Source organism: Bifidobacterium indicum (genome assembly GCF_036987015.1).
In the GTDB taxonomy this organism is placed as follows: Bacteria; Actinomycetota; Actinomycetes; order Actinomycetales; family Bifidobacteriaceae; genus Bombiscardovia; species Bombiscardovia indica.
The window spans coordinates 534,819-559,679 of the sequence record NZ_BTXM01000001.1 but is presented as its reverse complement, the minus strand read 5'-3'; the positions used below and the strand labels follow the sequence as shown (position 1 = coordinate 559,679).

The window sequence follows — 24,861 nt, the reverse complement described above, 5'->3', positions numbered from 1 at the left end:
TGATGTGCACGGTCGATATCAGGCACGTGCGATTGCCGGTCGCTGCCTCTCACCGCCGGGGAGGGTCACATCATGTTCTCCAACAATGAAATCCAGGCCCGAAATGTCAAGGACCACCAGGTCACCAAGGCCGACAACCGGTTTTTCCTAGCCGGCTGTCGGCCTTTCTCCGGTATCGTGAGGAGGGCCTGCTAACGGCGGACCGCATTCCCCTTCTTGGAGACGTACATCCTGGTGTTGAGGAGGTCGGTGTAGCGCTTGATGACCTTGGGGCGTATCACCTTCATGGAGGGGGTCATCAGGCCGTTCTCCTGGGTGAACTCCTCGGGGAGGATGATGAACTTACGGACCGATTCAGCCCGGGACACCCCCTCGTTGGCCTTGTCGACATGTTCCTGGACCTCGGCCCTGACCACGGCGTTCCCGGCGGCCTCCTGCATGGACATGTTCTGGTCCAGCCCCTTGGAGGCCAGCCAGGGCCTCAGGGCGGACTCATTCAAGGTCACCAGGGCCGAGATGAAGGGCCGTTTATCACCCAGGACCAGGGCCTGGGAAACGATCTCGGACCTCTCGATGATCTCCTCGATGGGCCTGGGGGAGACGTTCTTGCCGCCTGCCGTGATGATCAGGTCCTTCTTCCTGCCAGTCAGGTAGAGGAAGCCGTCGCGCGAGATTCGACCCAGGTCACCGGTGGCATACCAGCCATCGGGGGTGAAGGAGTCCTCGGTTGCCTGGTCGTTCTTATGGTAGCGGTGGAAGACGCAGGTCCCCTTGATCTGCACCTCGCCGTCCTGGGCGATACGGATCGTGAACCCGGGGAAGGGGATGCCCACGGAACCCTTGTGGTAGGGGGTCCCCAACGGGCTGAAGGCGCAGGGGGCCGTGGTCTCTGTGAGGCCGTAACCCTCGTAGACCGGTACGTTGGCGCCACGGAAGAAGCCCAGGAGCTGGGGGTCGAGGGGGGCGCCACCGGAGACGATCCACTTGGCCCTGCCGCCCAGGACCTGCCTGAGGGAGTTGTAGACAATCGGATCGTACAAGGCCCTGCGCATGGCATCGCTTCTGGTCGGCCACCCCTGAACGGAGATGTCGGTCATGTACTTCCTTGCGGCCTTGGCGGCCCCGGAGAAGATCTTCCCCTTGGGACCATGGCCGGCCTTCTGGGAGGCGGCGTTGTAGACCTTCTCGAACACCCTCGGAACCCCGATGATGACCGTCGGCTTCGATTCCTGGAGGTCGGGGAGGAGGGTGGCCATGCCCGAGGAGATGTATACGTGCATGTCGCCGTAAATCACCCCGTAGCTGATAGCCCGGGCGAAGGTGTGGGCCTGGGGGAGGAAGAGGAGGATGGACCCTTCGGGGTCGTGGGTCAGGTTCGGGATGAAGGCGTTCAGGTTCCTGGCCAGTTGGCAGTAGTGCTCATGGGTCATTTCCACCCCCTTGGGGGCGGCGGTTGACCCGGAGGTGTAGACGATGGAGCAGAGATCGCCCTTCATGATGGAGTTGATACGCTCGTCCAGCTCTGCATCGCTGACCGACTCGCCATACGCCTGGAACTCCTGGAGGAGGCCTGATTCCAGGCAGGAGATCCGCTCCAGGGTGGGGCAGTCCTTCTCGGCCCCCTCGGCCTTTGCCCGCATGTCCGTGGTCTGGACGATCAGGAGGCGGGCATCGGAGTTGTTGACGATGAACCGGATCTGCTCGGCAGAATCGGTGTCGTAGATGGTGGCGATGACTCCACCGATGGATAGGACGGCCGCATCGATGATGTCCCACTCATAACTGGTTCGGCACATGAAAGCGACGGCGTCGCCTTTCTTGATGCCATAGTGGAGGAAGCCCTTTGCGGTCTTGCGTATGTCGCTCAGGACCTCCCTGCCGGTCCGGTATGTCCAGGCACCGTTCTCCACAAAATGGAGGACGGGCTTGTCCGGGGTGCGACGCGCGCGGTCTGCGTAGATGTCATAGATGGTCATGCCATCCGGGACCGGGCCCATGCCATCGGTCCTGGCCGTCATCAGACCCTGATCCAGGAAGGTGGTGGTGGCGTAGTCCGCCGACCAGAAGTGCCTGTTGGGTAGTCCTGCCTGGTCCTGCTCGGACGTTCGGCCGGTTCCGGCACCGTCTGCAGCGTTCGGATCCTCCGTCGGATCATCCTCATGACCCACACGGTGTGTCACGTAAGATTTGACCGATGATAGTAACGACACATTGACTCCTTATCGCAATCAGATACGACAAGGATACTCGTGGTCTAGGAAAAATCCGGCCCCGGCCTTCGTCTTTGCATCAGGCACCGGTGGTGGTATAGTGGCAGGGTTGCTTTGGCGAGGGAGACTCTCCGTCTCCGTAATCGACTCGGCGTGATTGTCTTCGACCTTCTTACCGGACGGCCCAGGAATCCGACGCGGCGATGCGCCAGGATCGGCCCTGGTCGGTCCCTCAATCAACCAAGGAGGAATGAGAATGCCCAATACCTTGAAGCTCAAGGGTGAAGTCCGCGACCAGTTCGGCAAGGGAGCTGCCCGCCGCATGCGTGTGGCCCGACAGATTCCCGCCACCATCTATGCCGGTGGCGCCCAGCCGGACTACATCAAGCTTCCCATGCGTGAGACCACCCTGGCCCTGCGCCGTGCCAACGCCCTCTTCAGCATCGAGTTCGACGGCAGGACCAAGATGGCCGTGGTCAAGGACGTTCAGCGGAACCCGGTCAAGCGCCAGGTCGAGCACATCGACTTCTATGAGGTCCGTGCCGGCGAGAAGGTGACCGTCGAGGTCCCCGTCTTCATCAACGGCGAGACCAAGGGTGCGGCAGTGGCCTTCATCGACACCCAGAACCTCCAGGTCCGGGCCGACGTATCGAACCTGCCCGAGCGTATTGACATCAGTGTCGAGGGCATGTCCGACGGTGACAGGATCCTCGCCAAGGACATCAAGCTGCCGGAAGGTTCCGAACTGATCATCGATGACCTTGAGGATTCCATCGTGACCGTCGAGATCCCCAAGGAGGAGACCCTGACCAACCCGGCCGAGACCGAGGCCGCCGTCCCTGCCGCTGGCGAGGGCGAGGGCGAGGGAGCGGCTTCCTCCGAGGAATCGGCTGAGTGAGCCCCCTTCGGACTTCTGCACCTTCGAGGGCCGGGTGGGCGCCTGTCGCTCCCCGGCCCTCCTGCCGTCCCAAGGCGGCCGGTAGAGGGGCCGGTCATAATGTGAAACGCAAAACTCCGCATCCGATCGGCTATGTCATAGTTCCCTTAAACGCCAGTCGCCATAAGCGCAGCGTCCAACAACCCAACCAGCAGTGAGAAGAAGTGGCAACAATGGCAGAGCAATCACATCACGAACCGGCAGTCCTGAGCAGGATGGCGGATTCCTTCCCGGTCGAGCCCAACGACCACCCGGCCACCGATGAAGAGCGGGCCAGGCTGATCGACAAGCCGGCCTTCGGACAGCTCTTTTCCGACAATATGACACACATGAGGTGGACCCGGGATGGTGGCTGGTCCGACCGGCGGGTCGAGCCCTACGGCCCCCTTGCCCTGAACCCGGGTGCCTCTGTTCTCCACTATGCCCAGGAGGTCTTCGAAGGACTGAAGGCCTACCACCATGGTGACGGTTCCATCTGGCTCTTCCGCCCCGATGCCAATGCTGAGCGCTTCCACAATTCCGCCAGGCGTCTGGCCCTCCCGCCTCTGGATATGGAGGACTTCCTGGGATCGGTGGCCGCCCTGGTCAGGCAGGACGCGGCCTGGGTACCCACCCGTCGTGAGTACACGCTCTACATGCGTCCCTTCATGTATGCCTCCGAGCCCTTCCTGGGCGTCCGCGCACCCCATGAGGTGGATTACTGCGTCATAGCCTCGCCCTCCGGTCCCTACTTCGCGGGCGGCGTCAAGCCGGTCAGCATCTGGGTCGAGGACAAATGGTTCCGCACCGGCCCCGGTGGCACCGGCTTCGCCAAGTGCGGCGGCAATTATGCGGCCTCCCTCCTGGGGGAGAACCGCGGCAAGGAGCACGGCTGCGAACAGGTCTGCTTCGTCGACGCATCCACCAGGACCTACCTGGAGGAGCTGGGTGGCATGAACATGTTCACCGTCCACAAGGACGGACACCTGGAGACCCCCAGCCTGACCGGTACAATCCTGCCCGGTGTGACCAGAAACTCCCTGATTCAGTTGGCCAAGGACCACGGCCGTGACGTGGTCGAGACCATGATCCGCCTCCAGGACCTTCTGGATGACATCAGGTCCGGCGAGGTGACCGAGGTTTTCGCCTGCGGCACCGCCGCCATCATCACGCCCATCGGCCGCTTCAAGTCGGAGGAGTTCGATGTCCAGGTGGCCGACGGCGGCTCCGGCCAGGTCACCATGGACCTGCGCAACGAGCTTTTGGGCATCCAGCTGGGTGAGATCGAGGATCCGCACAACTGGATGTGGAAGGTCTGCTGAGACTTTCCTCAATCGGACGGCGGGCCGGTATTCCGTAGAATACCGGCCCGCCGTTTTGCATGGTCGATCTTGGCCTTCCACAACCGGCATGTGGCGGACGGACCTTGGTTAGGCTTGGACCGGAAAGCAGTCGCCGGCACCTCCCGGCCGCATGGAAAGGCAGGGCATGAAGACCGTCTTGGAAGGCAACCTGATCTTCGTGGCCATCGAGTACCTGGGTATCTTCAGCTGCGGTCTCGCCGGTGGCCTGGCGGCGGTCCGGAGGCAGTTCGATATCATGTCCATCCTCCTGGTGGCCTGGATAACGGCCCTGGGAGGCGGAATCGTCCGTGACGTCCTCCTAGGTCTGGTCCCGCCCGTGGGGATCGCCGACAAGGGATCGGTCCTGGCCACCATCCTGTCCGGCCTGGTCGTGGCCGTGGCCCATCCGGAGATCGACCGGATGAAGTGGCAGATGATCGTCTCGGATGCCATGGCCGTGGGTGCCTTCGCCGTCAATGGCACGGCCAAGGCCCTGGGCTGCGGGACAGGGGGGATGACCGCAATCTTCCTGGGGATGGCCACAGCTCTGGCCGGCGGCCTTCTGCGTGACGTCCTGCTCAATCAGGTTCCGGCGGTCATCCAGGACAAGCACTGGTACGCCCTGCCCTCCCTGATCGGATGCTTTTTGACCCTGGTGGTGGTGCGGCTCCGGGAGCGGGGGCTCTACACCACCCAGGTGGAGATGCTGTTGGAGCTGTCGGTCGTGGCTCTGGTCGTCGTCCTGCGGTTTCTGTCGGTACGCTTCGACATCGTCGTCCCCGGGGCGGTCGAACGCAGCAAGGCCCACCTGCCCATGAGTGATGAGCAGATCGGCGCCGCCATCAGCCACATGCTGGGGGGCAGATCCGACCTGAAGGTGACCATCTCTTCCAGGCGGTCGACCCACCGGCGTGATGGGTCCAAGAAAAAAAGACCATCATCCCAGCGCTGAGGATGATGGTCCAGTAGGGCCGAAGCCCCGATAGGTCAGAGCGCGTTGATGGCGGTGGCCAGGCCGGACTTGCGGTTGGCGGCCTGGTTGCGGTGAATCACACCCTTGCCGGCGGCCTGGTCCAGACGACGGGCGGCGACCCGATAGGCGGCCTGGGCGGCCTCCTTGTCACCGGCATCCACGGCCGTGCGTACGGAACGTACGGAAGTCTTGATGGCGCTCTTGACCTCCTTATTGCGCAGGTGTGCCTTCTCGTTGGTGATGACCCGCTTCTTCTGCGACTTGATGTTTGCCAATGTTGCTCCAAACGATGTGTGTATCTGTACAGACAAGATTACATGCTAGCACGGGTCAAGGAAAAGAGGGGCTGGCCGGAAGGGCCACTCGCCCAGGGCATCGGCTAGAATCGATAATCCAAACTGAGATAGGAGCACAGCCCGGTGGAGCATGTCAAGAATCAACCAGGATTCACCGACCAGTCGCTGATCCGCAATTTCTGCATCATCGCCCACATCGACCACGGCAAGTCGACCGTGGCCGATCGGATCCTGCAGTTGAGCGGGATCGTACCCCAGCGCGAGATGCACGACCGCTTTCTGGACAGGATGGACATCGAGCAGGAGCGGGGGATCACCATCAAGTCCCAGGCCGTCCGCCTACCCTGGGTCAAGGACGGCACCGAGTACACCCTGGGCATGATCGACACCCCGGGCCACGTGGACTTCACCTATGAGGTGTCCAGAGCCTTGGAGGCCTGCGAGGGGGCTGTCCTCCTGGTGGACGCCACCCAGGGCATCGAGGCCCAAACCCTCTCCAACCTTTATATGGCCCTGGACGACGACCTGACCATCATCCCCGTTCTGAACAAGATCGATCTTCCCTCGGCCGAGCCCGACAAGCATGCCGAGGAGATCGCCAACCTGATCGGGTGCGACCTGGACCAGGTCCTGCGCGTCTCCGGCAAGACGGGCGAGGGTGTGCATGAACTGGTAGACAGGATCGTCGAGGAGGTGCCGCCTCCCCAGGGTGATCCAAAGGCCCCGGCCCGTGCCCTGATCTTCGATTCGGTCTACGACTCCTACCGGGGTATCGTCACCTATATCCGCATGATGGACGGGGAGCTCAAGACCCGCCGAAAGATCAGGATGATGAGCCTGGGCACGGTCCACGACCCTATCGAGCTGGGCGTGATCAGCCCCGATATGATCCCGACCAAGGCCCTGGGTGCGGGCGAGGTGGGCTATGTGATCACCGGGGTCAAGGACGTCAGTCAGTCCAAAGTGGGCGACACGGTCACCGACGAGGCCCGTCCGGCGGATGAACCCCTTCCCGGCTACCAGGATCCCCAACCCATGGTCTATTCCGGGCTCTTCCCGATTGACAACGCCCAGTTCCCCGAGCTCAGGGATGCCCTGGACAAGCTCAAGCTCAACGATGCGGCCCTGGTCTATGAGCCCGAGACCTCCGTGGCTCTGGGCTTCGGTTTCCGCTGCGGCTTCCTGGGCCTCCTTCACATGGAGATCGTGACCGAGCGCCTGAGCCGTGAGTTCGACATGGATCTGATCGCCACGGCCCCGAATGTCACCTACCAGGTGACTATGGAGGATGGGACCGAGCTCCTGGTCAAGAACCCCAGTGAGTTTCCCGAGGGGAAGGTCAAAAAGATCACCGAACCGGTGGTAAATGCCGACATCATCACCCCCAAGGAGTTCATCGGGTCGGTCATGGAGCTCTGCCAGGACCACCGTGGCCAGATGGGGACCATGGAGTACCTGAGTCCGGATCGGGTGGAGATGCATTACACAATGCCCCTGGCAGAGATCGTCTTCGACTTCTTCGACCAGCTCAAGAGCCGCACCAAGGGGTATGCCAGTCTGGACTACCAGAGTGCGGGCAGCCGGTCTGCGGACCTGGTCAAGGTCGACATTCTCATCCAGGGGGAGAAGATCGACGCTTTCTCGGCCATTGTCCATAAGGACAAGGCTTACTCCTACGGGGTCATGATGACCAAGAAGCTGCGCAGACTCATACCGCGGCAGCAGTTCGAGATCCCCATCCAGGCGGCTATCGGGTCCAGGATCATCGCCCGCGAGACCATCAGCGCCCTCCGCAAGGACGTGCTGGCCAAGTGTTACGGCGGGGACATCACCCGTAAGCGCAAGCTTTTGGAGAAGCAGAAGGCCGGCAAGAAGCGGATGAAGATGCTGGGTCATGTGCAAGTACCCCAGGAGGCCTTCATCGCCGCCCTGAGCACCGAGCAGGCCACAGACCGTGATACCAAGGACAAGATTCGCGCAGCAGCCAAGAAGGAGGGCTGAGATGGGGGAAAGGCCTCCTTTCGAGGTCTACATCCATGTGCCTTTCTGCCTGAGACGTTGCGGGTACTGCGACTTCAATACCTATACGGCCACCGACCTGGGCGGAGGGGCCAGCAGGAAGCACTACGCCGACCTGGCCATACGTGAGATGGAGCTGTCCAAGGCCTGGCAGGAGTCCCGAGGCATCGTCGAACCGGCCATCTCGTCCATCTTCTTCGGAGGCGGAACACCCACCATCCTTCCACCGGACGACCTGGGCCGCATGGTCCGGGCGGCCAGGGACCTTTGGGGACTGGAGGATGGGGCCGAAATCACGACGGAGGCCAATCCGGATACGGTTGACGCCGCGTATCTGGAGACCCTGATACAGGATGGGTTCACCAGGGTTTCCTTTGGGATGCAGTCGGCGGTTCCCCATGTACTGAAGACCCTGGACCGGACCCACACCCCCGCCAATGTGACCGCGAACGTCGAGACGGCCAGGGCCCTGGGTCTGGAGGCCAGCGTTGATTTGATCTATGGAACACCGGGTGAGAGCCTGGCGGATTGGCGGACCAGCCTGGAGGCGGCCATCGACCTGGGGGTGGACCATGTCTCGGCCTATGCCCTGACCCTGGAGCCGACCACGAAGATGGGCCGTGCCGTGGCCACCGGTCGTATGCCCCGACCGAACGATGACGACGAGGCCGCCATGTACGAGTTGGCCGATGACCTTTTGACGGGGGCTGGTCTGGACTGGTACGAGATTTCAAACTGGGCCCGGCCCGGACACGAGTGCAGACACAACCTGGGATACTGGCGGAATGTGGACTGGGCCGGGATAGGGCCGGGTGCCCACTCACACTATCTGTCCGTGGAAGCCGAACCGGTGAAGGCGGGAAGTACCTGTGAGGATGGAACAGGAGAAAGTGCCCTATCGCCGGGATTCCGCAGGACGCTTCCGGTGGAAGGCCGGGAGCATGTACTTCCGGAGTCGCAGGGGAAGGGGGATGCCGATCTTCCGAGCCCGTTCAAAATGGATTCGTATCCCCTGGACCCATGGTGGCAGCAATCCGTGCCCGGGGCAGAAGGGTTGACCCGTGCTTCGATTCGGTCCTGGGATATCAGACACCCCCCTGCGTGGGCCTCGACCATGCTGAGGGGGCTGATTCCATGGCAGGGTGCCGAAACGTTGACCTCTTCCCAGGACCTGGAAGAGACAGTCATGCTACGGTTGCGGATGCGTGAGGGCCTTGACCTGGAAAAGCTGGAGACCAGAACCGGTTTCCGTCCCAGTCCCGGAACCATCGACGACCTGATCAATCAGGGCCTCATCCATACGGACGGTTCACGTATCGTGGCCACCCGACAAGGCAGGTTGCTGAACGATCTGGTTATCGAACGGATCCTGGAATCAATCGACGCCTGAGGGATGGCGCTTGTGCTTATTGAACCCTGTCTCCGATCCGGTGATCGTCCATCCACTCGACTCTTCTAGAATCCATCGGGGCAAAGGCACACGAGAGGGAAATTGGTTCCATGGCGAATTCGCTCAGCAGTTTGGTTTACACCGTCGGGAACCGTCTGCTGTACGTTCCGCTTCTGACCGGAGCCAGCGGAAAGGGTCGACCGATATGGGACGATGAGGACCCTGTTGCCAAGACCAGGAAGAGGCGGAGGAACCTGCGCGACAGGGAGAGGGAGAACCGGTTGGCCAACCCCTTCTCCTATACGGGGCTGACCATCCGTTTCATTGCCCTCTGCCTGGTCCTTGCTGCCAGTGCGGCCATTCAGGTCCGCTACAGTCTGGATTTCACTTCGCTCAGCGTCCTCAGGCCTTGGTTCCTGGCCTGTACGGGTATCAACGACCAGACCGGGGGTGTGATGTCCCTTCTCTTTTCCTGTGTCTCTGTGCCGTCTCTTTCCTGGTTCCGCCGCTCATCGTCCAGGCCTCCCGTAGACCCTGGGTTATGCACGTGTTCATCTTCTCCTCCACGTTGTATATGGGCGCACTCCTGGGTATCGTCGCAGCCAACCCCCTTCTGAGCAGGTACGGGGTGGCGGGAGGCGGGCCCGCGTCTTCACCCCTTGACCGGATCTATCTACACCCCTGGTATGCCCTCTCCCAGATACATCCTGATGGTGGTCATCCTGGTCTGGTGCCTTGCCGAGTTCCTCCTTATCAGGGTCGCCACCCAAGACCGATCCGCTGGAATGACGGTATTCACGTTCCAATGCCTCTATCTGTTCTCCCTGGTGGTGTTCGCCTTCATCTTCGGCCGCAGGTCGGAGGCCTCCCTGGCGGGCATGGTAGTACTCTGCATCGGTGCGGCCATGCTTCCCATGGATGCTTCCAAGGCCGTTGACATGGTCGGGCAGCGCAGGCATGGAGGGTGGCAGTGGTTGGCCGTCTGGGTCATCATCCTGGAACTGAACGTGGTCATACTTTCCTCGACCGGCCTTTTCTTCGCAAAGGTGGCCTCATGAAAGGGCATCGGTCTTCTTCGGTATACTATATCTGTCTGCTTCCGGTCTGTCTGAGCTGTTTCGCCGTGGCGGGGAGGATCATCACGACCATGCCGAAGGGCGGCACCGAAGTCACTAATATCAATGACCAGGAGCTTCCGACCCTGCCCCTGACCATCCATGTGAGCCCAGGACAGCAGGTCAGGGTACACACCTTCAGCCTCTACCGACTGAAGGAATACACCGGGTATTCCATGAAAGGTGGCGTTCCCCAGACTGCCGATAGGCTCAAAACCCAGCAAGGTCACCGAGTTAATCGGGCAGGCCGTCACCAAGGTGGATCCGGAAGTGTTCGGACAGGGTGAACGACCTTTGTTCAGTGGTGCCTTATCGGTCCAGGAAGACGCCATAGATGCCCTCTTCTCGGACGAATGTCGTTCCCCGCGGAGGTTGTGCGAGAACTGGGAGGGATTCGACCGTCGGGAACGCATCCTCCGGTCGGTCAATACCGTTATTGCTGATCAGGAGTCAAGCTGAGCCATCCAACCCGTACTGTACGTCAAGGGTTCGGGAGACACGCTGACCGTGCGGGTGAAGGCCTGAGCCTACCTGATCATGGATGATGGAGGGGGGCCATTATTCACCGAAACCGGATTGATGTCCCATAGGATCACCGAAGACGCCAGGATCGGCCATGTCTTCACCCGTCGGCCCCTACCGCCGAGACAAGGCCTTTCGTCTTCACCGATTCCATGACATCCTGCGTGAATCCGGATGATTCCTCAGCCGTCATACCTGTAGAAACAGGTGATGAAACACGATGGGGTCTGGAAGTGATCGCCAGGTTCCCCGGTGATGCCCTGACCACTTCCTGGGTGTTGGATGCTGACCTTGTCGGACTCACCCTGACAAGAGATCAGGATGTCGATGTGCATGTGAGGAGCTCGAATGACTGTCGTTCCGATCACCTCCTCCCGACGATCGCCGCCAAGCTTGATTCGGACGGGCATATCAGGTTGGATCTGACCAAGCTGCTTGATGACGTCGTGGAGGGTCCGATTGCATTGGGCATCCGGTTCCAGGCAGATTTGCCGGATGAGGGGCCAGACCCTATCCTGCGACTCGATTCTACGATTGCATGGTCGGACGGCACCCAAGAGACAACGAAGACTGTACGGGTGTTCCACCGTGCCTCTGCCAAGCTCAAGTTCACGATGACGAACGATAGGGGAGTCGGTGAGTACCCGCCCATGGTCCTGAGGCTCAAGGACGATCAGGGTCTGTGGATGGTCTGGCATGAACATAGCGAGAGGTGGACCAGGTCGACCGATGAGGGGGATGCCACTGCGTTCACAACGGATGGCAAGGATGTCGGGGTTATCATTGCCTATTCCTGCCGCAATGTCCCGCCGGCCTCTATCAGGCGGCTCAGGACATCCAGGCCAGGGATGGCGATGCTCTGTCGGTTGATCTGGCACTGAAGGTTGGTGATCGAGGTGAGCTCTTGTCCGCCAAGCGTTCAGCAGGAACCGTTGGCGTCGACTATCATGCCGGCCCATCGAGGGGGGTCATTGTGGAAAATCACACTACCCTCTGGCAGGCGGGCTGGGGTCTGGCGCTCTATCTTACGGTCATCCTGGTCGTCTGCGGGTTCCTGTCTCATCTGATCCTGCCGGCTTTGTGCAGGTGCGTCAAGGGAATTGCGCTTGTACTCCACACACCTGCCGACAGCTGAGCGTAAGGACCGATCAGTGGAGATGGCCTGATTCCTGACAGGAATCCGCGAGCGGACCATTCCGGAGGAGCGAGGGCACCCGTCAGTACGGATGTCGAAGAGCCCTTGGGCGGGCATACTGACAAATCAGCGGCGAAGAATGGCGCAACACCTGCTCATGAACCCGCATCCGAAAAGTAACACGGATGTGATAATCGGATGGGTTATCCTATGAAGTCACTGTTACGTCGATGAGCGGGGCACCTGGAGTGCCCCCTACGCCACCTGTCCAAGAATGGGGTGATTGCGGTGTCCTTCCAGACTCCTCTTGATCTGCGCGTCCACCAGCCCCGGGGTCTCTATGACCCCGCAGCCGAGCACGACGCCTGCGGCATCGGAATGGTGGCCACCCTGAACAGGAGGGACGAGCGCAGGATCATCGACGAGGCCATTCAGGTCCTGGTCAACCTGGATCACCGAGGTGCCGTGGGTGCCGAGCCCAACACCGGCGACGGGGCGGGCATCATGATGTCCATGCCTGACGAATTCATGCGGGCCAGCCTTGATGTGGACCTGCCGTCGATGGGCCACTACCTGGCGGGCCTGGCCTTCCTGGACAGGGATCCGGCCAGGGCCTCCGAGCAGGAGCAGGCCATCGCCGCCATCGCGGCAGAGGAGGGGCTGGAGGTCCTGGCCTGGCGTGTGGTCCCTGCCAACCCTGACGGTCTGGGCCTCCAGGCCCTCTCCTCCATGCCCCTCTTCCGCACCCTGGTGCTCCAGGACGCCGACCAGGCCAGACGGGGGGGCCTCGACCTGGAACGGTTGGCCTATCGGGTACGCAAACGGGCCGAACATGAGGTGGGGGTCTACTTCGCCTCCCTCTCCTGCAGGACCATCACCTACAAGGGGATGCTGACCACCATGCAGCTGACCGGTTTCTTTCCCGACCTGCTCGACCCCGCCATGAAGGCAAGGGTGGCGATCGTCCACTCACGCTTCTCCACCAACACCTTCCCCTCCTGGCCCCTGGCCCAGCCCTTCCGGCTCATAGCTCACAACGGGGAGATCAACACCATCCAGGGAAACAGGAACTGGATGTCGGCCAGGGAGGGGCGTCTGCGCTCCGAACTTCTGGGCGACATGGAATCCCTTCTGCCCATCGCCACCCCTGGCGGCTCGGACTCGGGCACCTTCGACGAAATCCTGGAACTCCTCCATCTGGCCGGCCGTTCCCTGCCGCATGCCATCTCCATGATGCTTCCTCCCGCTTGGGAGAAGGACACTGACTTGGACCCCGACCTCAGGGCCTTCTACGAATACAACAACACGCTTATCGAACCCTGGGACGGCCCGGCCGCCATCGTCTTCACGGACGGGACACTGGTGGGTGCCCAGCTGGACAGGAACGGACTTCGTCCCGGCCGGTGGCAGGTCACGGATGAGGGGCACCTGGTCCTGGCCTCCGAGGCCGGGGTGCTCAACCAGACCCCCCAGGGCCACATCCTGCGCAAGGGGCGTCTGGAGCCGGGGAAGATGTTCCTGGTAGACACGGCCAAGGGCAGGATAATCCCGGACGAGGAGATCAAGCACCAGCTTGCCGGCCAGCATCCGTACCGCGAATGGGTCTCCCGGAACACGGTCCGCCTGGACGACCTGCCAGAGCGGGCCCACGTCAACCATTCCCGGGTCTCTGTCCAAAGGCGTCAGCGGGCCTTCGGCTACACCCAGGAGGACCTGAAGCTGATACTGGGACCCATGGCGCAGCGGGGGGCGGAGCCGATCGGTTCCATGGGCAACGACGCACCAATCGCCGTCCTGTCCAACAGGTCCCGGATGCTCTTCGACTATTTCACCCAGAAGTTCGCCCAGGTGACCAACCCGCCCCTGGACTGGGAGCGCGAGGAGGTCGTGACCAGCATCGCCTCGGCCATCGGCCCGGAGCCCAACCTCCTGGAGGACCTGCCCCACCATGCCAAGAAGATCAGGATCGACCTGCCCGTGGTCGATTCCGACCAGATGGCACAGCTGAAGCGCCTGGAGCACGCCAGGATCCTGGGCGGCTACTATAAGCCCCATCTGGTCAGGGGCCTCTACCAGGTGGCCGGGAAGGGCCCAGCCCTCAAGGAGCGACTGGACGAGATCTTCGATGAGGTGGACCATGCCATCGACCAGGGCAGCAATGTGCTGATTCTCTCCGACAGGGATTCCAACCATACCTGGGGCCCCATTCCCTCCCTCCTCCTGACCAGTGCCGTCCAGCACCACCTTCTCCGCCGTCATACCCGTACCCAGGTCTCCATGGCCGTCGAGGCCGGAGACGTGAGGGAGATCCACCACGTGGCCCTCCTCATCGCCTATGGTGCAGCCTGTGTAAACCCCTACCTGGCCTTGGAATCGGTGGAGAACCTGGCCAATTCCGGCTACCTGAGCGTCACCCCGGAACAGGCTTCGATCAACCTGGTCAAGGCCCTGAGCACCGGGGTCCTCAAGATCATGAGCAAGATGGGCGTCAGCACGATCATGTCATACCGCGGCGCCCAGCTCTTCGAGGCCGTCGGGCTGAGTCAGGAGGTCATCGACCAGTACTTCACGGGGACCACCTCCAGGGTGGGCGGCATCGGTCTGGAGGAGATCGCCGAGGAGGTGGCCATCCGTCACCGGGTGGCCTATCCCAACCAGTGGACGGCCAGGCCCCACCGCAACCTGAAGACCGGAGGGGACTACAAGTGGCGTCGTACCGGCGAGAACCACCTGAACGACCCCCAGGCGATCTTCCTTCTCCAGCAGTCCACCCAGCGGGGTGATTACGGTCTCTTCAAGGAGTACAGCCGTTACGTCAATGACACCTCGAACAGGATCATGACCCTCCGTGGCCTGATGAAACTGGTTCCCAAACGTCAGCCGATCCCCCTGGACCGGGTGGAACCGGCCAGCGAGATCGTCAAAAGGTTCTCCACCGGAGCCATGAGTTATGGGTCCATCTCCCAGGAGGCGCACGAGACCCTCGCCCTGGCCATGAACAAAATCGGTGCCAGGTCCAATTCGGGTGAGGGTGGGGAATCCCAGGACAGGATCGATGATCCGAAGCGGACCAGCAGGATCAAGCAGATCGCCTCGGCACGGTTCGGGGTCACCAGCGACTACCTGGTCTCTGCCACAGACCTCCAGATCAAGCTGGCCCAGGGGGCCAAACCGGGGGAGGGCGGCCACCTGCCCGGGGCCAAGGTGCCCCCCTGGATCGCCGAGGTGCGGCGTGCCACCCCGGGTGTGGAGCTGATCTCACCACCTCCCCACCACGACATCTACTCCATCGAGGATCTGAAACAGCTCATCCATGACCTGAAGATGGCCAATCCCAAGGCCCGGATACACGTCAAGCTGGTATCCGAGTTCGGTGTGGGGACGGTGGCCGCAGGTGTAGCCAAGTGCCATGCCGACGTGGTTCTGATCTCCGGTCAGGACGGCGGAACCGGAGCGGCACCCCTGAACGCCATCAAGCATGCCGGGACCCCATGGGAGATCGGCCTGGCCGAGACACAACAGACCCTGATCATGAACGGTCTGCGAAGCAGGGTGGTGGTCCAGTGCGACGGTGAGCTCAAGACCGGACGTGACGTGGTTGTGGCCGCCCTTCTGGGAGCCGAGGAATTCGGCTTCGCCACCACGGCCCTCATGGTGGAGGGGTGCGTCATGATGCGCGCCTGCCACAAGAACACCTGCCCCCAGGGCATCGCGACACAGGATCCGGAGCTCCGTGCCAGGTTCCAGGGCAAGCCCGAGCATGTGATCGACTTCTTCATGTTCATGGCCGAGGAGGTGCGAGAAATCCTGGCCCAGTTGGGCTTCGCCACCCTTGAGGAGGCGGTGGGCCACGTGGAGTGCCTGAACCAGGACAAGGCCGTGGAGACCTGGAAGAGCCAGGGGATAGACCTGGCCCCGGTCCTCATGCAGCCCGGCCCCACCCCGGGCACCATCCTCCACCACACCGAGGATCAGGACCACGAACTTGACGGATCCATGGATACTGTTTTGATCGGGATGGCCCAGGCGGCCCTGGACCGGCGGGAACCGGTCAGAATCGAGGAGCCGGTAAGGAACGTCGACAGGACCGTCGGGACCATGCTGGGGTACGAGATCACCCGTAGATACCGGTCCGAAGGTCTGCCCGAGGACACGGTCGACATCACCCTGCACGGATCGGCCGGGCAGTCCGTCGGAGCCTTCATCCCACATGGGGAGACCATCCGTGTCTACGGTGAGGTCAACGACTATGCGGGCAAGGGACTCTCCGGCGGCTGCCTGGTGGTCAGACCCGAGGATGGGGTCCGGTTCGATCCCCATACCAGCGTGATCTGCGGGAATGTTGCGGGTTTCGGCGCCACCTCCGGGTCCATGTATGTGGCCGGGCAGGCCGGCGAGCGCTTCGCCGTCAGGAACGGCGGGGGCCGGTTCGTGGTCGAGGGTGTCGGGGACCATGGCTGCGAGTACATGACCGGCGGCACCGTGGTCATCCTGGGTCCGACGGGCCGTAACTTCGGTGCCGGATTCTCCGGCGGTGACGTCTACGTTCTGGATCTGGACATGGCCAGGGTCAACCCCAAAGCTGCCAAGGACGGGTCGCTGAAGTTCCTGGTTCCCGACCTGCAGGATGCCGAGGAGCTCTTCGGGCTGGTCAAGGCCCATGCCGAGCAGACCGGATCGGTCACGGCCCAGACCCTGGTCCGGAACTGGTCCACCTCCCTGCGCCGCTTCACCCATGTGGTCCCCAGGCAGTTCCTGGCCATGAAGGAGGTCATGGATCAGGCACGGCGGGATAGGGTGGACTTCAACGCACCCGGTGTCTGGGAGCAAACCTACGAACAGGTCACGGAAGGAGCCCGCTGACATCATGGCAGACCCCAAAGGATTCCTCAAGGTCCGCACCAGGCATGAACTTGCGGAGCGGCCCGTTGCCGAGCGTCTCCAGGACTGGAACGATGTTCACGCCGAGTCCGGTCTCCAGCCCTGGACGACCGAGCAGGCGGCCAGGTGCATGGACTGTGGCACCCCCTTCTGCATGACGGCCTGCCCGCTGGGCAACGTCATACCGGAGTTCAATGACCTGGTCAGCCAGGGAAAGTGGGAGGATGCCTACGACCGGCTTTCGGTGACCAACAACTTCCCGGAGGTGACCGGCCGCATCTGCCCGGCCCTCTGCGAGTCCTCCTGCGTCCTGTCCATCCACCAGCCGGCCACCATGATCAAGCTGGACGAGCAGACCATCATCGACCAGGCCTGGAAGTTGGGCCTGGTGCGGCCCAAGCCCCCGCAGCGCCTGACCGACATGACCGTTGCCGTGGTCGGTTCCGGCCCGGCCGGCCTGGCCTGCGCCCAGCAGCTGACCCGCGCAGGCCACACGGTCGTCGTCTACGAACGTGCCGATGCCATCGGCGGACTGATGCGGTACGGTATCCCCAACTTCAAGCTGGAGAAGTCCCTCCTGGACCAGCGCCTCCAGCAGATGGAGGCCGAGGGCACCCGCTTCCATACCGGTGTCGAAATCGGTCGTGACATCAGCTGGGATGAGCTGCGCTGCCGGTACGACGCGGTGGTCGTGGCCATCGGGTCCACGGTCCCCAGGAATGTCGACCTGCCCGGTCGGAGCCTGGAGGGCATCCACTATGCCATGGACTACCTGCCCGGTCCCACCCGCGAACTGATGGGGAAGGAGCCCCTGCATCGAATCGATGCCGCAGGTAAGGATGTGGTCATCATCGGCGGCGGCGATACCGGGTCCGACTGCCTGGGAACCGCCCTGCGCCAGGGTGCCAGGTCGGTCACCGTACTGCAGATCAGACCCCGTGAGCCCATGGAGCGCCCCCAAAGCCAACCCTGGCCCATCTATGCGCGGCTCTACCAGAAGACCACCTCCATGGCAGAGGGCGGTACCTATGAGTACTGCGTGGACAGCCTGGAGTTCCTGGACAAGGAGCAGGTCCTGTCCTCAGCCGGCCTGGAGAAGGGTGACCCTAGGGCAATGGTCGACACCACCATGGCGCCTGCAGGATTCCAGGAGGACGGCCAGGGACATGTGAGGGGGGTCAGGATCGTCACGGTGGAGGAGGATGACCGGCACCGCCTGATTCCGGTCGACGGGACCGAGCGGGTCCTACCTGCCGACCTGGTTCTGATTTCCGTCGGATTCGCCCACCCCGAGACCCGGACCCTGACCGATCAGACCAGGGTCGATCTGGACCAGCGGGGGAATGTGGCACGGGACGATGGGTATGCCACCAACGTGGACGGCCTCTTCTCCTGCGGTGACGCGGGCCGCGGCCAGTCCCTGGTGGTTTGGGCCATTGCGGAAGGCCGGTCCTGTGCGGCCTCCGTGGACCGGTATCTGACCGGGGCCACGGAGCTGCCCGCTGCGATCGTGTCCTCCCAAGGCCCCATGGCTCTTCCTATCCCACGCTAAGATGAGTTGATACGGTTTCCGGATGAGTTGCCCCCGGGGCGATCGTCCGGTTCATTGATGAGCAACGGAGTAATGGAGGCGGTGCAATGACCAACCGCGCTGAGCGCAGGGCACAGGCCAAGCGCAGTCGTAGGGGAGAACGGGATCAATACCAGGGGGTCGACCGCGGCCGGGCCGGTCTGGTCGACGAGCGTACCCTGCAGGAACGGTCCCGCAGGCTGGCTGCCGGCCAGAGTGGGGAATGGAAACCCACGGGCCACTCGGACCTGCCGGATGAGGGTCAGGTCAGCAATCCCAATTATCGCAATCCCAAGCTGGTCAGGTCTCCACACTCCTTCCGTCAGTGGATGCGTATCCTGGCATGGTTCCTGATCATCGGTTCGGGAATCGCCTTCCTGGTCTGCATGTGGTTCCCCAAGATTCCGCTCTGGGCCACCATCACCATGGCCGCGGTCTTCTGCCTGGGGATTGTCCTCCTCTTCTTCGTGGGCGGGTCCTACAAGGACAACCCCAACCTGGATTCATACGGTACCGCGGTTTGACACGGCCCGTCCAGGCGGACGGTGATTACTGAAAGGTGCAGGGATGAGGATGTCGGGGAGCGCAGTCACCGGGGGGCCCCCGGACCAGGGGGCCGGATTCGAAGGGCAATCGGCACCGGCCATCAGGCTCAGGGATGTGCAGTACAGACGCCAGGGCCGCGTCATCCTCGACCATGTCGACCTGGAGGTGGGCCGGGGGGAGAAGTGGGTGCTCTTCGGACCCAACGGTGTGGGCAAGTCGACCCTGATCTCCATGATGAGCACCCGTGGCTTCCCGACCAGCGGCACCGTCGACATCCTGGGCAACAGGCTGGGCAAGGTGAACGTCTTCTCCTACCGGTGGAGGATAGGACTGGCCTCGGCCGAACTGGCCAAGACCATCAACCCCCAGGAGGACCCCTACGATGTGGTCCTGACCGCCTTCAGCGACACCACCGGCAGGTGGCGGGAAGAGTTCACCCGCGACCAGGAGGATGCCGCCATGCAGCTCATGGATCGGTTCGGCATTGTCTATCTGCGGGGGAAGCGGATGTATCGACTCTCGGAGGGCGAACGTGGCAGGGTCCTGATCTGCCGGGCCCTGATGGCCGACCCCGACCTGCTCATCCTGGACGAGCCCACGACCGGCCTGGACCTGGGGGGACGGGAGCTGGTCCTCAAGGCCCTGACCCGGATTGGTCAGGAGGATACGGAGCGGACCGTCATCCTGGTCACCCACCGCCTGGAGGAGATCCCCCTGGGTTTTGACCGGGTTGCCATGATGGGCCGCCGACCCCTGCAGGACCCTGACCGTGTACAGACCCCTGGTGATCCGGACCCCGGTACCATCACCTTCCAGGGGCCGACGGAACAGGGGCTCACCGGAAGCCGTCTCAGCGAACTTTTCGGCCTGGACCTGAAGGTCGTCCACGAGGATGGCCGGTGGGGTGCCTTTGCCGCCGCTTGATCCGGGGTGGCCGATGGTCTCAGCCGTTCCGCCCGCTGTCTTTCCTCCCTCATGCTCAGCTCAAGGAGAAGTAGATTCAGAAAGGGCTTCCCGGGTGTAGACTAGGACGGTTTCTTATCCTGAAAGCGCCAGGGACAGCGCATGCTCAGAAGGATGTCGAAGTGATCAAGATTTGGACCCGCTACTTGAAACCCTACTGGATGCAGGTGCTGGTGCTGGTGCTCTTCCAGGTTGCGCAGACCGCACTCAACCTCTACCTCCCCAACCTCCAGGCCGACATCATCGACAAGGGCGTGGCCGTCGGTGACCAGGATGCCATCTACCGCATCGGTTGGGAGATGATGGGGATCACGACCCTCCAGATCCTCGCCAATATAGTGGCCGTCTACTGTGCAACCCGTCTGGCCATGCGGATGGGATACGAGTTGCGTCGCGACCTCTTCTCCTCGGTGGAGGGCTTCAGCCTGAACGAGATCGAGCGCTTCTCCGCAGGCTCACTGATCACCCGTACCACCAACGATGTCCAGCAGATGCAGATGACCACCATGCAGACGCTGATGATCATCCTCCAGGCACCGGTCATGCTCATCGGCGGACTGATCCTGGCCCTGCGTCAGGACGGCCCCCTGACCTGGTCCCTGGCCGTCATCGTCCCCGTGATTTTGATCATCGCATTCGTCCTCCTGCGGCAGATGGGCCCTCTCTTCTCCAAAATGCAGAACATGCTCGATTCGGTCAACCGCCTGGTTCGCGAGCAGATTTCCGGCGTACGGGTCATCAGGGCCTTTGTTCGGGAGAAGACCGAGGCCCGGCGATTCGACAAGGCCAACAAGGACGTCTACGATGTCCTGATCTCCACCGGTCGCCTGATGAGCATGATGGTTCCCCTCCTCTGGTTCCTGCTCAACCTCTCCAATATCGCCATCATGTGGTTCGGGGGGAAGCGGATCGACTCGGGAGGGATGCAGATCGGCGCCCTTCAGGCCTTCATCCAATACCTGATGATCATCCTATCCGGCCTGATGATGGCCGCCATGATGTCGGTCATGCTGCCGCGCGCCGCAGTGGCCGCCAGGAGGATCAACGAGGTGCTGGGGGCAAGGAGCGAGATTCGGGCCCCGGAAAACCCTTACCGCCCCACGGATGCGAAGGGATTTCTGGAGTTCCGGCAGGTGGACTTCTCATACCCGGGTGCCGAGGACCCCGTGCTCAGCGGCATTTCCTTCGAGGCCAAGCCCGGTACCACCACGGCCATCATCGGGGCCACCGGATCGGGGAAGTCCACCATCGTCCGCCTGGCCAGCAGGATGTTCGACGCGACCGGTGGGCAGGTCCTGGTCGATGGGCACGATGTGCGTGAGTACGATCCCGATCAGCTCGCATCCCTTTTCGGCCCCGTTCCCCAGAAGGCCACCCTCTTCACCGGGACCATACGCAGCAACATGCTCTATGGCAACCCCAAGGCCGATGACGATAGGATCTGGCAGGCCCTGCGCATCGCCCAGGCCGAGGACTTCATCAAGGAGAATCCGGCCGGGCTGGACGCCCCCGTGGCCGAGGGCGGAACCAACTACTCCGGCGGGCAGAAGCAGCGTCTCTGCATGGCCAGAGCCATCCTGCGCAACCCCCGCATCTACACCTTCGACGACTCCTTCTCGGCCCTGGACATGACCACGGACCGGGCCCTCCACCGGGCCCTGGGCCCCGTCACCCGCGAAGCGACACAGGTTGTTGTCGCTCAGCGGGCCGCTTCAATCAGGACCGCCGACCAGATCCTGGTCCTGGACAGGGGCCGGATAGTCGGCCGGGGCACCCATGACCAGCTCATGCAGACCTGCACCACCTACCAGGAGATCGTCGAATCCCAGGGTGGCCAGGGTCCTGACGTGGAGGAACTCAGTATCGGCGAAGGGAGGGCCGAGTAATGGCGGAGGAAATCGACAGGTCCATGGCCCCGGTACTGCGGAAGGGCGAGCGCAGGCACACCGTCAAGCGCCTGGTCCGGTACCTCCTGGCCAGCCCCTGGAGGGTCATTGTCATGGTCCTGGCCGGCATGACCGCCGTGGCCATGATCGTCATCGGCCCCAAGATCATGGGGCAGGCCACCAACGTTCTCTTCGAGGGCATCCTGGGATCCATGCTGGTCAAGCTGGGCGCCAAGCCCGGCACCCCCAAGGAGGCGGTCGTCTCCTACCTGGAGGCCAAGGGGCAGAACAAGTTCGCCCAGATGATCGCCTCCATGGATGTCCAGGTGGGTGTGGGGATCGACTGGAACCGCTTCGCGCGCATACTGTTTTTCGTGGGTTGCATCTATGTGATCTCCATCCTGGTCCGTCTGGTCCAGAACTTCCTGATGACCAGGCTGGTCTCCGACGCGGTCTATACCATGCGCCGCCAGATTGAAGACAAGATGGACCGCCTTCCGCTCGAATACTTCGACCGGACCCCCCGCGGTGAGGTCATGAGCCGAACGACCAACGACATCGACAACATCTCGGGTACCCTCCAGGAGATCCTTGGCGAGCTCCTCTTCTCGGTCTTCTCCATCATCGGCGCCTTCATCATGATGCTGACCATATCGCCCCTGCTGACCCTGATCGCCTTCATCATCATTCCGGTCATGGCCCTGTGTGCAGGCATCATCCTCAAGCAGACCCAGCCCCAGTTCACCCGTCAGTGGATGCGGACCGGCCAGGTCAACAGCCATGTGGAGGAGATGTTCTCCGGCCACACGGTGGTCAGGGCCTTCGGTCATCAGAAGGCGGCCGAGGCGGAATTCGAGGAGAAGAACCAGGAACTCTACCAGGCCTCCTTCAAGGCCTCCTTCTTCTCGGCCCTGGTCACCCCCATGTCGACCTTCTTCGGGAACCTGAGCTTCGTCGTGGTGGTCATCATCGGCGGTGTGCACGTGCTGGACGGGACCATGAGCCTGGGTGGTCTCCAGGCCTTCACCCAGTACACCCGTCAGGCCTCCCAGCCCATCGGCCAGCTGGCCTCCATGGGAACCATGCTCCAGTCCTCCCTGGCCTCCTGTCGGCGGGTCTTCGAATTCCTTGACGAGCCCGAGGAGCGTCCGGACCCTGAGCATCCCGACCACCTGGGTCAGGGGGACGATGGCCGCATCCAGGGTCACGTCCGCTTCGACCACGTCCGTTTCTCCTATGATCCCAAGGAGCCCCTGATCAAGGACCTGAACATAGAAGCCAGACCAGGGCAGACCATCGCCATCGTCGGTCCGACCGGCGCAGGCAAGACGACCCTGGTCAACCTCCTGATGCGCTTCTACGAGATTCAGGGCGGGAAGATCACCATCGACGGGGTCGACACCTCCAGGGTCAGCCGCCACGAGCTCCGCAGCCACTTCGGCATGGTCCTCCAGGACACCTGGCTCTTCGATGGCACGGTCCGAGACAACCTCCTCTACGGTCTGGACGAGGGGAAGACCATCCCCGACAGGCAGATGATCGAGGGGGCCAAGGCCACCCATGTGGACGAGTTCATCAGGAAGCTCCCCCAGGGCTACGACACGGTCCTGAACGAGGACAGCAGTGAACTTAGCCAGGGGGAGCGTCAGCTGATGACCATCTGCAGGGCCTTCCTTTCCGATCCGGACATCCTGATTCTGGACGAGGCCACTTCCTCGGTGGATACCCGTACCGAGCTCCTGGTCCAGCAGGCCATGAACACCCTCCGGTCGGGCAGGACCAGTTTCGTCATCGCGCACCGCCTCTCCACCATTCGTGACGCCGATCTGATCCTGGTGGTCAACCACGGTTCGGTCATAGAACAGGGAACCCACGACCAGCTCCTGGAGAAGGGCGGCGCCTACGCCTCCCTCTACAATTCCCAGTTCATCAAGGGAGACGAGGAGGACTGATGGGGGTACGACGCGGACCGCTGGCCTATGGGGAGCGTGTGCAGCTGACCGACCGGAAGGGTCGCCTGCTCACCGTCATGCTCACCCCGGGTGGGGTGACCCAGACCGATCGGGGATTCCTGCCCCATGAGGCCATGGTCGGCCTGCCTGAGGGTTCCGTCATCACCTCCATATCAGCCAAAGCCTGGCATGGCCTCCATACTGATGCCGAGCCTGATGCAAGCGGACCGTTGGAACGAGACCGGGCCAAGCCCTGGAAGTCGGCCCGGGCCGTCGGCGGCTGGCAGTATACGGTCATGCGACCCCGTATGGAGGACTTCATCCTCTCCATGCCCCGGGGTGCCCAGATCATGTACCCCAAGGACATCGCCCAGGTCATCTCCCTGGGCGACATCCGTCAGGGGATGCGCGTCCTGGAATCCGGCGCGGGTTCCGGGGCCATGAGCCTGGGCCTCCTTGATGCCGTCGGACCGGAGGGGTCCCTGACCAGCATCGAGGCCCGGCCGGAATTCGCCCGTGTGGCCATGGGCAACGCCACCGTCTATTACGGCGGCCGCCCCGCCTGGTGGAACCTCCTGGTCGGGGACTTTGACACCAGATCGGTCGAACTGGCCGAAGGGTACTTCGACCGGATCGTCCTGGACATGCTGGACCCCTGGAACAGGTTGGACTCCGCCTATCGGGTGGTGGCCCCGGGCGGGGTCATCACCGCCTACATCACCACCACCACCCAGATGAGCCGGATGGTGGAGGCCCTACGCAAGAGCGGGCACTGGACCGAGCCGGAGATTCAGGAGACCATGGAACGTTCCTGGAAGGCCGACGGTCTGGCGGTTCGTCCCGAGCACCAGATGATCGGCCACACCGGCTTCCTGGTGACCAGCAGGGCCATGGCCCCCGGCCAGGAGGCCCTCCACAGGAAGATCCGGGCCACCAAGGACTACACCACCGACATCGACCAGATGGTTGCCGGGTCTGGTGGGAACCAGGACCTGGAATCCCTGAAGCTCAGGGACATCTCGGATCGGAAACTGCGCAGGGTCCTGCGTGATCTGGACAGGGAGATAGGGACCATCGACCGGAACAGCACGACTCCAGAAGACCGTGGAGAAACGAGGGGCTGAATCTGCCATAATGGGAGGGG

16 protein-coding genes and 2 pseudogenes are annotated in these 24,861 nt (G+C 62.5%); 16 read left to right on the top strand and 2 right to left on the bottom strand.

Features of this window, described 5'->3' with window-relative positions; genetic code table 11:
- Positions 1 to 191: 191 nt before the first annotated feature.
- On the bottom strand, positions 192 to 2,210 hold the full coding sequence (locus AACP59_RS02455) for an AMP-dependent synthetase/ligase (protein WP_297316097.1): 2,019 nt from the start codon (positions 2,208 to 2,210) through the stop codon (positions 192 to 194).
- 256 nt (positions 2,211 to 2,466) lie between these two features.
- On the opposite strand from AACP59_RS02455, the gene AACP59_RS02450 reads away from it, so the two are divergent.
- The 3 genes from AACP59_RS02450 to AACP59_RS02440 all read left to right on the top strand — a co-directional run bounded on the left by AACP59_RS02450 (position 2,467) and on the right by AACP59_RS02440 (position 5,421).
- Entirely contained in the window at positions 2,467 to 3,108 is a 642-nt protein-coding gene (locus AACP59_RS02450) for a 50S ribosomal protein L25/general stress protein Ctc (protein WP_297316098.1), read from the top strand.
- A gap of 212 nt (positions 3,109 to 3,320) precedes the next feature.
- Complete coding sequence (locus AACP59_RS02445) at positions 3,321 to 4,448, top strand: branched-chain amino acid aminotransferase (protein ID WP_297316099.1); 1,128 nt, start codon at positions 3,321 to 3,323, stop codon at positions 4,446 to 4,448.
- A gap of 166 nt (positions 4,449 to 4,614) precedes the next feature.
- The gene (locus AACP59_RS02440) at positions 4,615 to 5,421 is read left to right on the top strand and encodes a trimeric intracellular cation channel family protein (protein ID WP_339349699.1); all 807 of its coding nucleotides are present in this window, start codon (positions 4,615 to 4,617) and stop codon (positions 5,419 to 5,421) included.
- 35 nt (positions 5,422 to 5,456) lie between these two features.
- On the opposite strand, the gene rpsT is transcribed toward AACP59_RS02440, so the two are convergent.
- Complete coding sequence (gene rpsT / locus AACP59_RS02435; protein ID WP_339349697.1) at positions 5,457 to 5,717, bottom strand: 30S ribosomal protein S20; 261 nt, start codon at positions 5,715 to 5,717, stop codon at positions 5,457 to 5,459.
- Positions 5,718 to 5,861: 144 nt separating this feature from the next.
- Here rpsT and lepA point away from each other — a divergent pair, with 144 nt between their 5' ends.
- The 13 genes and pseudogenes from lepA (at position 5,862) to AACP59_RS02375 (ending at position 24,841) form a co-directional block, all read left to right on the top strand.
- The gene (lepA, locus tag AACP59_RS02430; RefSeq protein ID WP_297316102.1) at positions 5,862 to 7,739 is read left to right on the top strand and encodes a translation elongation factor 4; all 1,878 of its coding nucleotides are present in this window, start codon (positions 5,862 to 5,864) and stop codon (positions 7,737 to 7,739) included.
- Position 7,740: 1 nt separating this feature from the next.
- Entirely contained in the window at positions 7,741 to 9,147 is a 1,407-nt protein-coding gene (gene hemW, locus AACP59_RS02425; RefSeq protein WP_339349695.1) for a radical SAM family heme chaperone HemW, read from the top strand.
- 686 nt (positions 9,148 to 9,833) lie between these two features.
- On the top strand, positions 9,834 to 10,205 hold the full coding sequence (locus tag AACP59_RS02420) for a hypothetical protein (RefSeq protein WP_297316104.1): 372 nt from the start codon (positions 9,834 to 9,836) through the stop codon (positions 10,203 to 10,205).
- An 812-nt stretch (positions 10,206 to 11,017) separates the two neighbouring features.
- Entirely contained in the window at positions 11,018 to 11,665 is a 648-nt protein-coding gene (locus tag AACP59_RS02415) for a hypothetical protein (protein WP_339349693.1), read from the top strand.
- A 92-nt stretch (positions 11,666 to 11,757) separates the two neighbouring features.
- Positions 11,758 to 11,919, top strand: a complete 162-nt coding sequence (locus AACP59_RS02410; protein ID WP_339349692.1) for a hypothetical protein — start codon at positions 11,758 to 11,760, stop codon at positions 11,917 to 11,919.
- A gap of 288 nt (positions 11,920 to 12,207) precedes the next feature.
- Positions 12,208 to 16,782 (top strand): glutamate synthase large subunit, encoded by a 4,575-nt coding sequence (gene gltB, locus AACP59_RS02405; protein ID WP_339349690.1) that lies wholly within the window; start codon positions 12,208 to 12,210, stop codon positions 16,780 to 16,782.
- A 4-nt stretch (positions 16,783 to 16,786) separates the two neighbouring features.
- Positions 16,787 to 17,857: pseudogene (locus AACP59_RS02400) on the top strand (glutamate synthase subunit beta); the annotation flags it as partial.
- An 84-nt stretch (positions 17,858 to 17,941) separates the two neighbouring features.
- Positions 17,942 to 18,352, top strand: a pseudogene (locus AACP59_RS09465) (FAD-dependent oxidoreductase); the annotation flags it as partial.
- A gap of 86 nt (positions 18,353 to 18,438) precedes the next feature.
- Entirely contained in the window at positions 18,439 to 18,894 is a 456-nt protein-coding gene (locus AACP59_RS02395) for a tripartite tricarboxylate transporter TctB family protein (RefSeq protein WP_297316109.1), read from the top strand.
- Positions 18,895 to 18,943: 49 nt separating this feature from the next.
- Complete coding sequence (locus AACP59_RS02390) at positions 18,944 to 19,840, top strand: ABC transporter ATP-binding protein (RefSeq protein WP_339349688.1); 897 nt, start codon at positions 18,944 to 18,946, stop codon at positions 19,838 to 19,840.
- Positions 19,841 to 20,001: 161 nt separating this feature from the next.
- Complete coding sequence (locus tag AACP59_RS02385; RefSeq protein WP_339349686.1) at positions 20,002 to 21,765, top strand: ABC transporter ATP-binding protein; 1,764 nt, start codon at positions 20,002 to 20,004, stop codon at positions 21,763 to 21,765.
- Complete coding sequence (locus AACP59_RS02380) at positions 21,765 to 23,717, top strand: ABC transporter ATP-binding protein (RefSeq protein ID WP_297316112.1); 1,953 nt, start codon at positions 21,765 to 21,767, stop codon at positions 23,715 to 23,717. The genes AACP59_RS02385 and AACP59_RS02380 overlap by 1 nt, the downstream gene beginning before the upstream one ends.
- Positions 23,717 to 24,841: a tRNA (adenine-N1)-methyltransferase gene (locus AACP59_RS02375; RefSeq protein ID WP_297316113.1), complete on the top strand. Its 1,125-nt coding sequence runs from the start codon at positions 23,717 to 23,719 to the stop codon at positions 24,839 to 24,841. Before AACP59_RS02380 ends, AACP59_RS02375 begins: the two co-directional genes overlap by 1 nt.
- Positions 24,842 to 24,861: the final 20 nt, after the last annotated feature.

Coding starts and splice junctions, on each gene's coding strand:
- AACP59_RS02390 (WP_339349688.1), top strand. CDS start 18,944: ATGTCGGGGAGCGCAGTCACCGGGGGGCCCCCGGACCAGGGGGCCGGA.
- AACP59_RS02420 (WP_297316104.1), top strand. CDS start 9,834: ATGCCCTCTCCCAGATACATCCTGATGGTGGTCATCCTGGTCTGGTGC.
- AACP59_RS02445 (WP_297316099.1), top strand. CDS start 3,321: ATGGCAGAGCAATCACATCACGAACCGGCAGTCCTGAGCAGGATGGCG.
- AACP59_RS02440 (WP_339349699.1), top strand. CDS start 4,615: ATGAAGACCGTCTTGGAAGGCAACCTGATCTTCGTGGCCATCGAGTAC.
- AACP59_RS02395 (WP_297316109.1), top strand. CDS start 18,439: ATGACCAACCGCGCTGAGCGCAGGGCACAGGCCAAGCGCAGTCGTAGG.
- AACP59_RS02450 (WP_297316098.1), top strand. CDS start 2,467: ATGCCCAATACCTTGAAGCTCAAGGGTGAAGTCCGCGACCAGTTCGGC.
- hemW (WP_339349695.1), top strand. CDS start 7,741: ATGGGGGAAAGGCCTCCTTTCGAGGTCTACATCCATGTGCCTTTCTGC.
- AACP59_RS02380 (WP_297316112.1), top strand. CDS start 21,765: ATGGCGGAGGAAATCGACAGGTCCATGGCCCCGGTACTGCGGAAGGGC.
- AACP59_RS02375 (WP_297316113.1), top strand. CDS start 23,717: ATGGGGGTACGACGCGGACCGCTGGCCTATGGGGAGCGTGTGCAGCTG.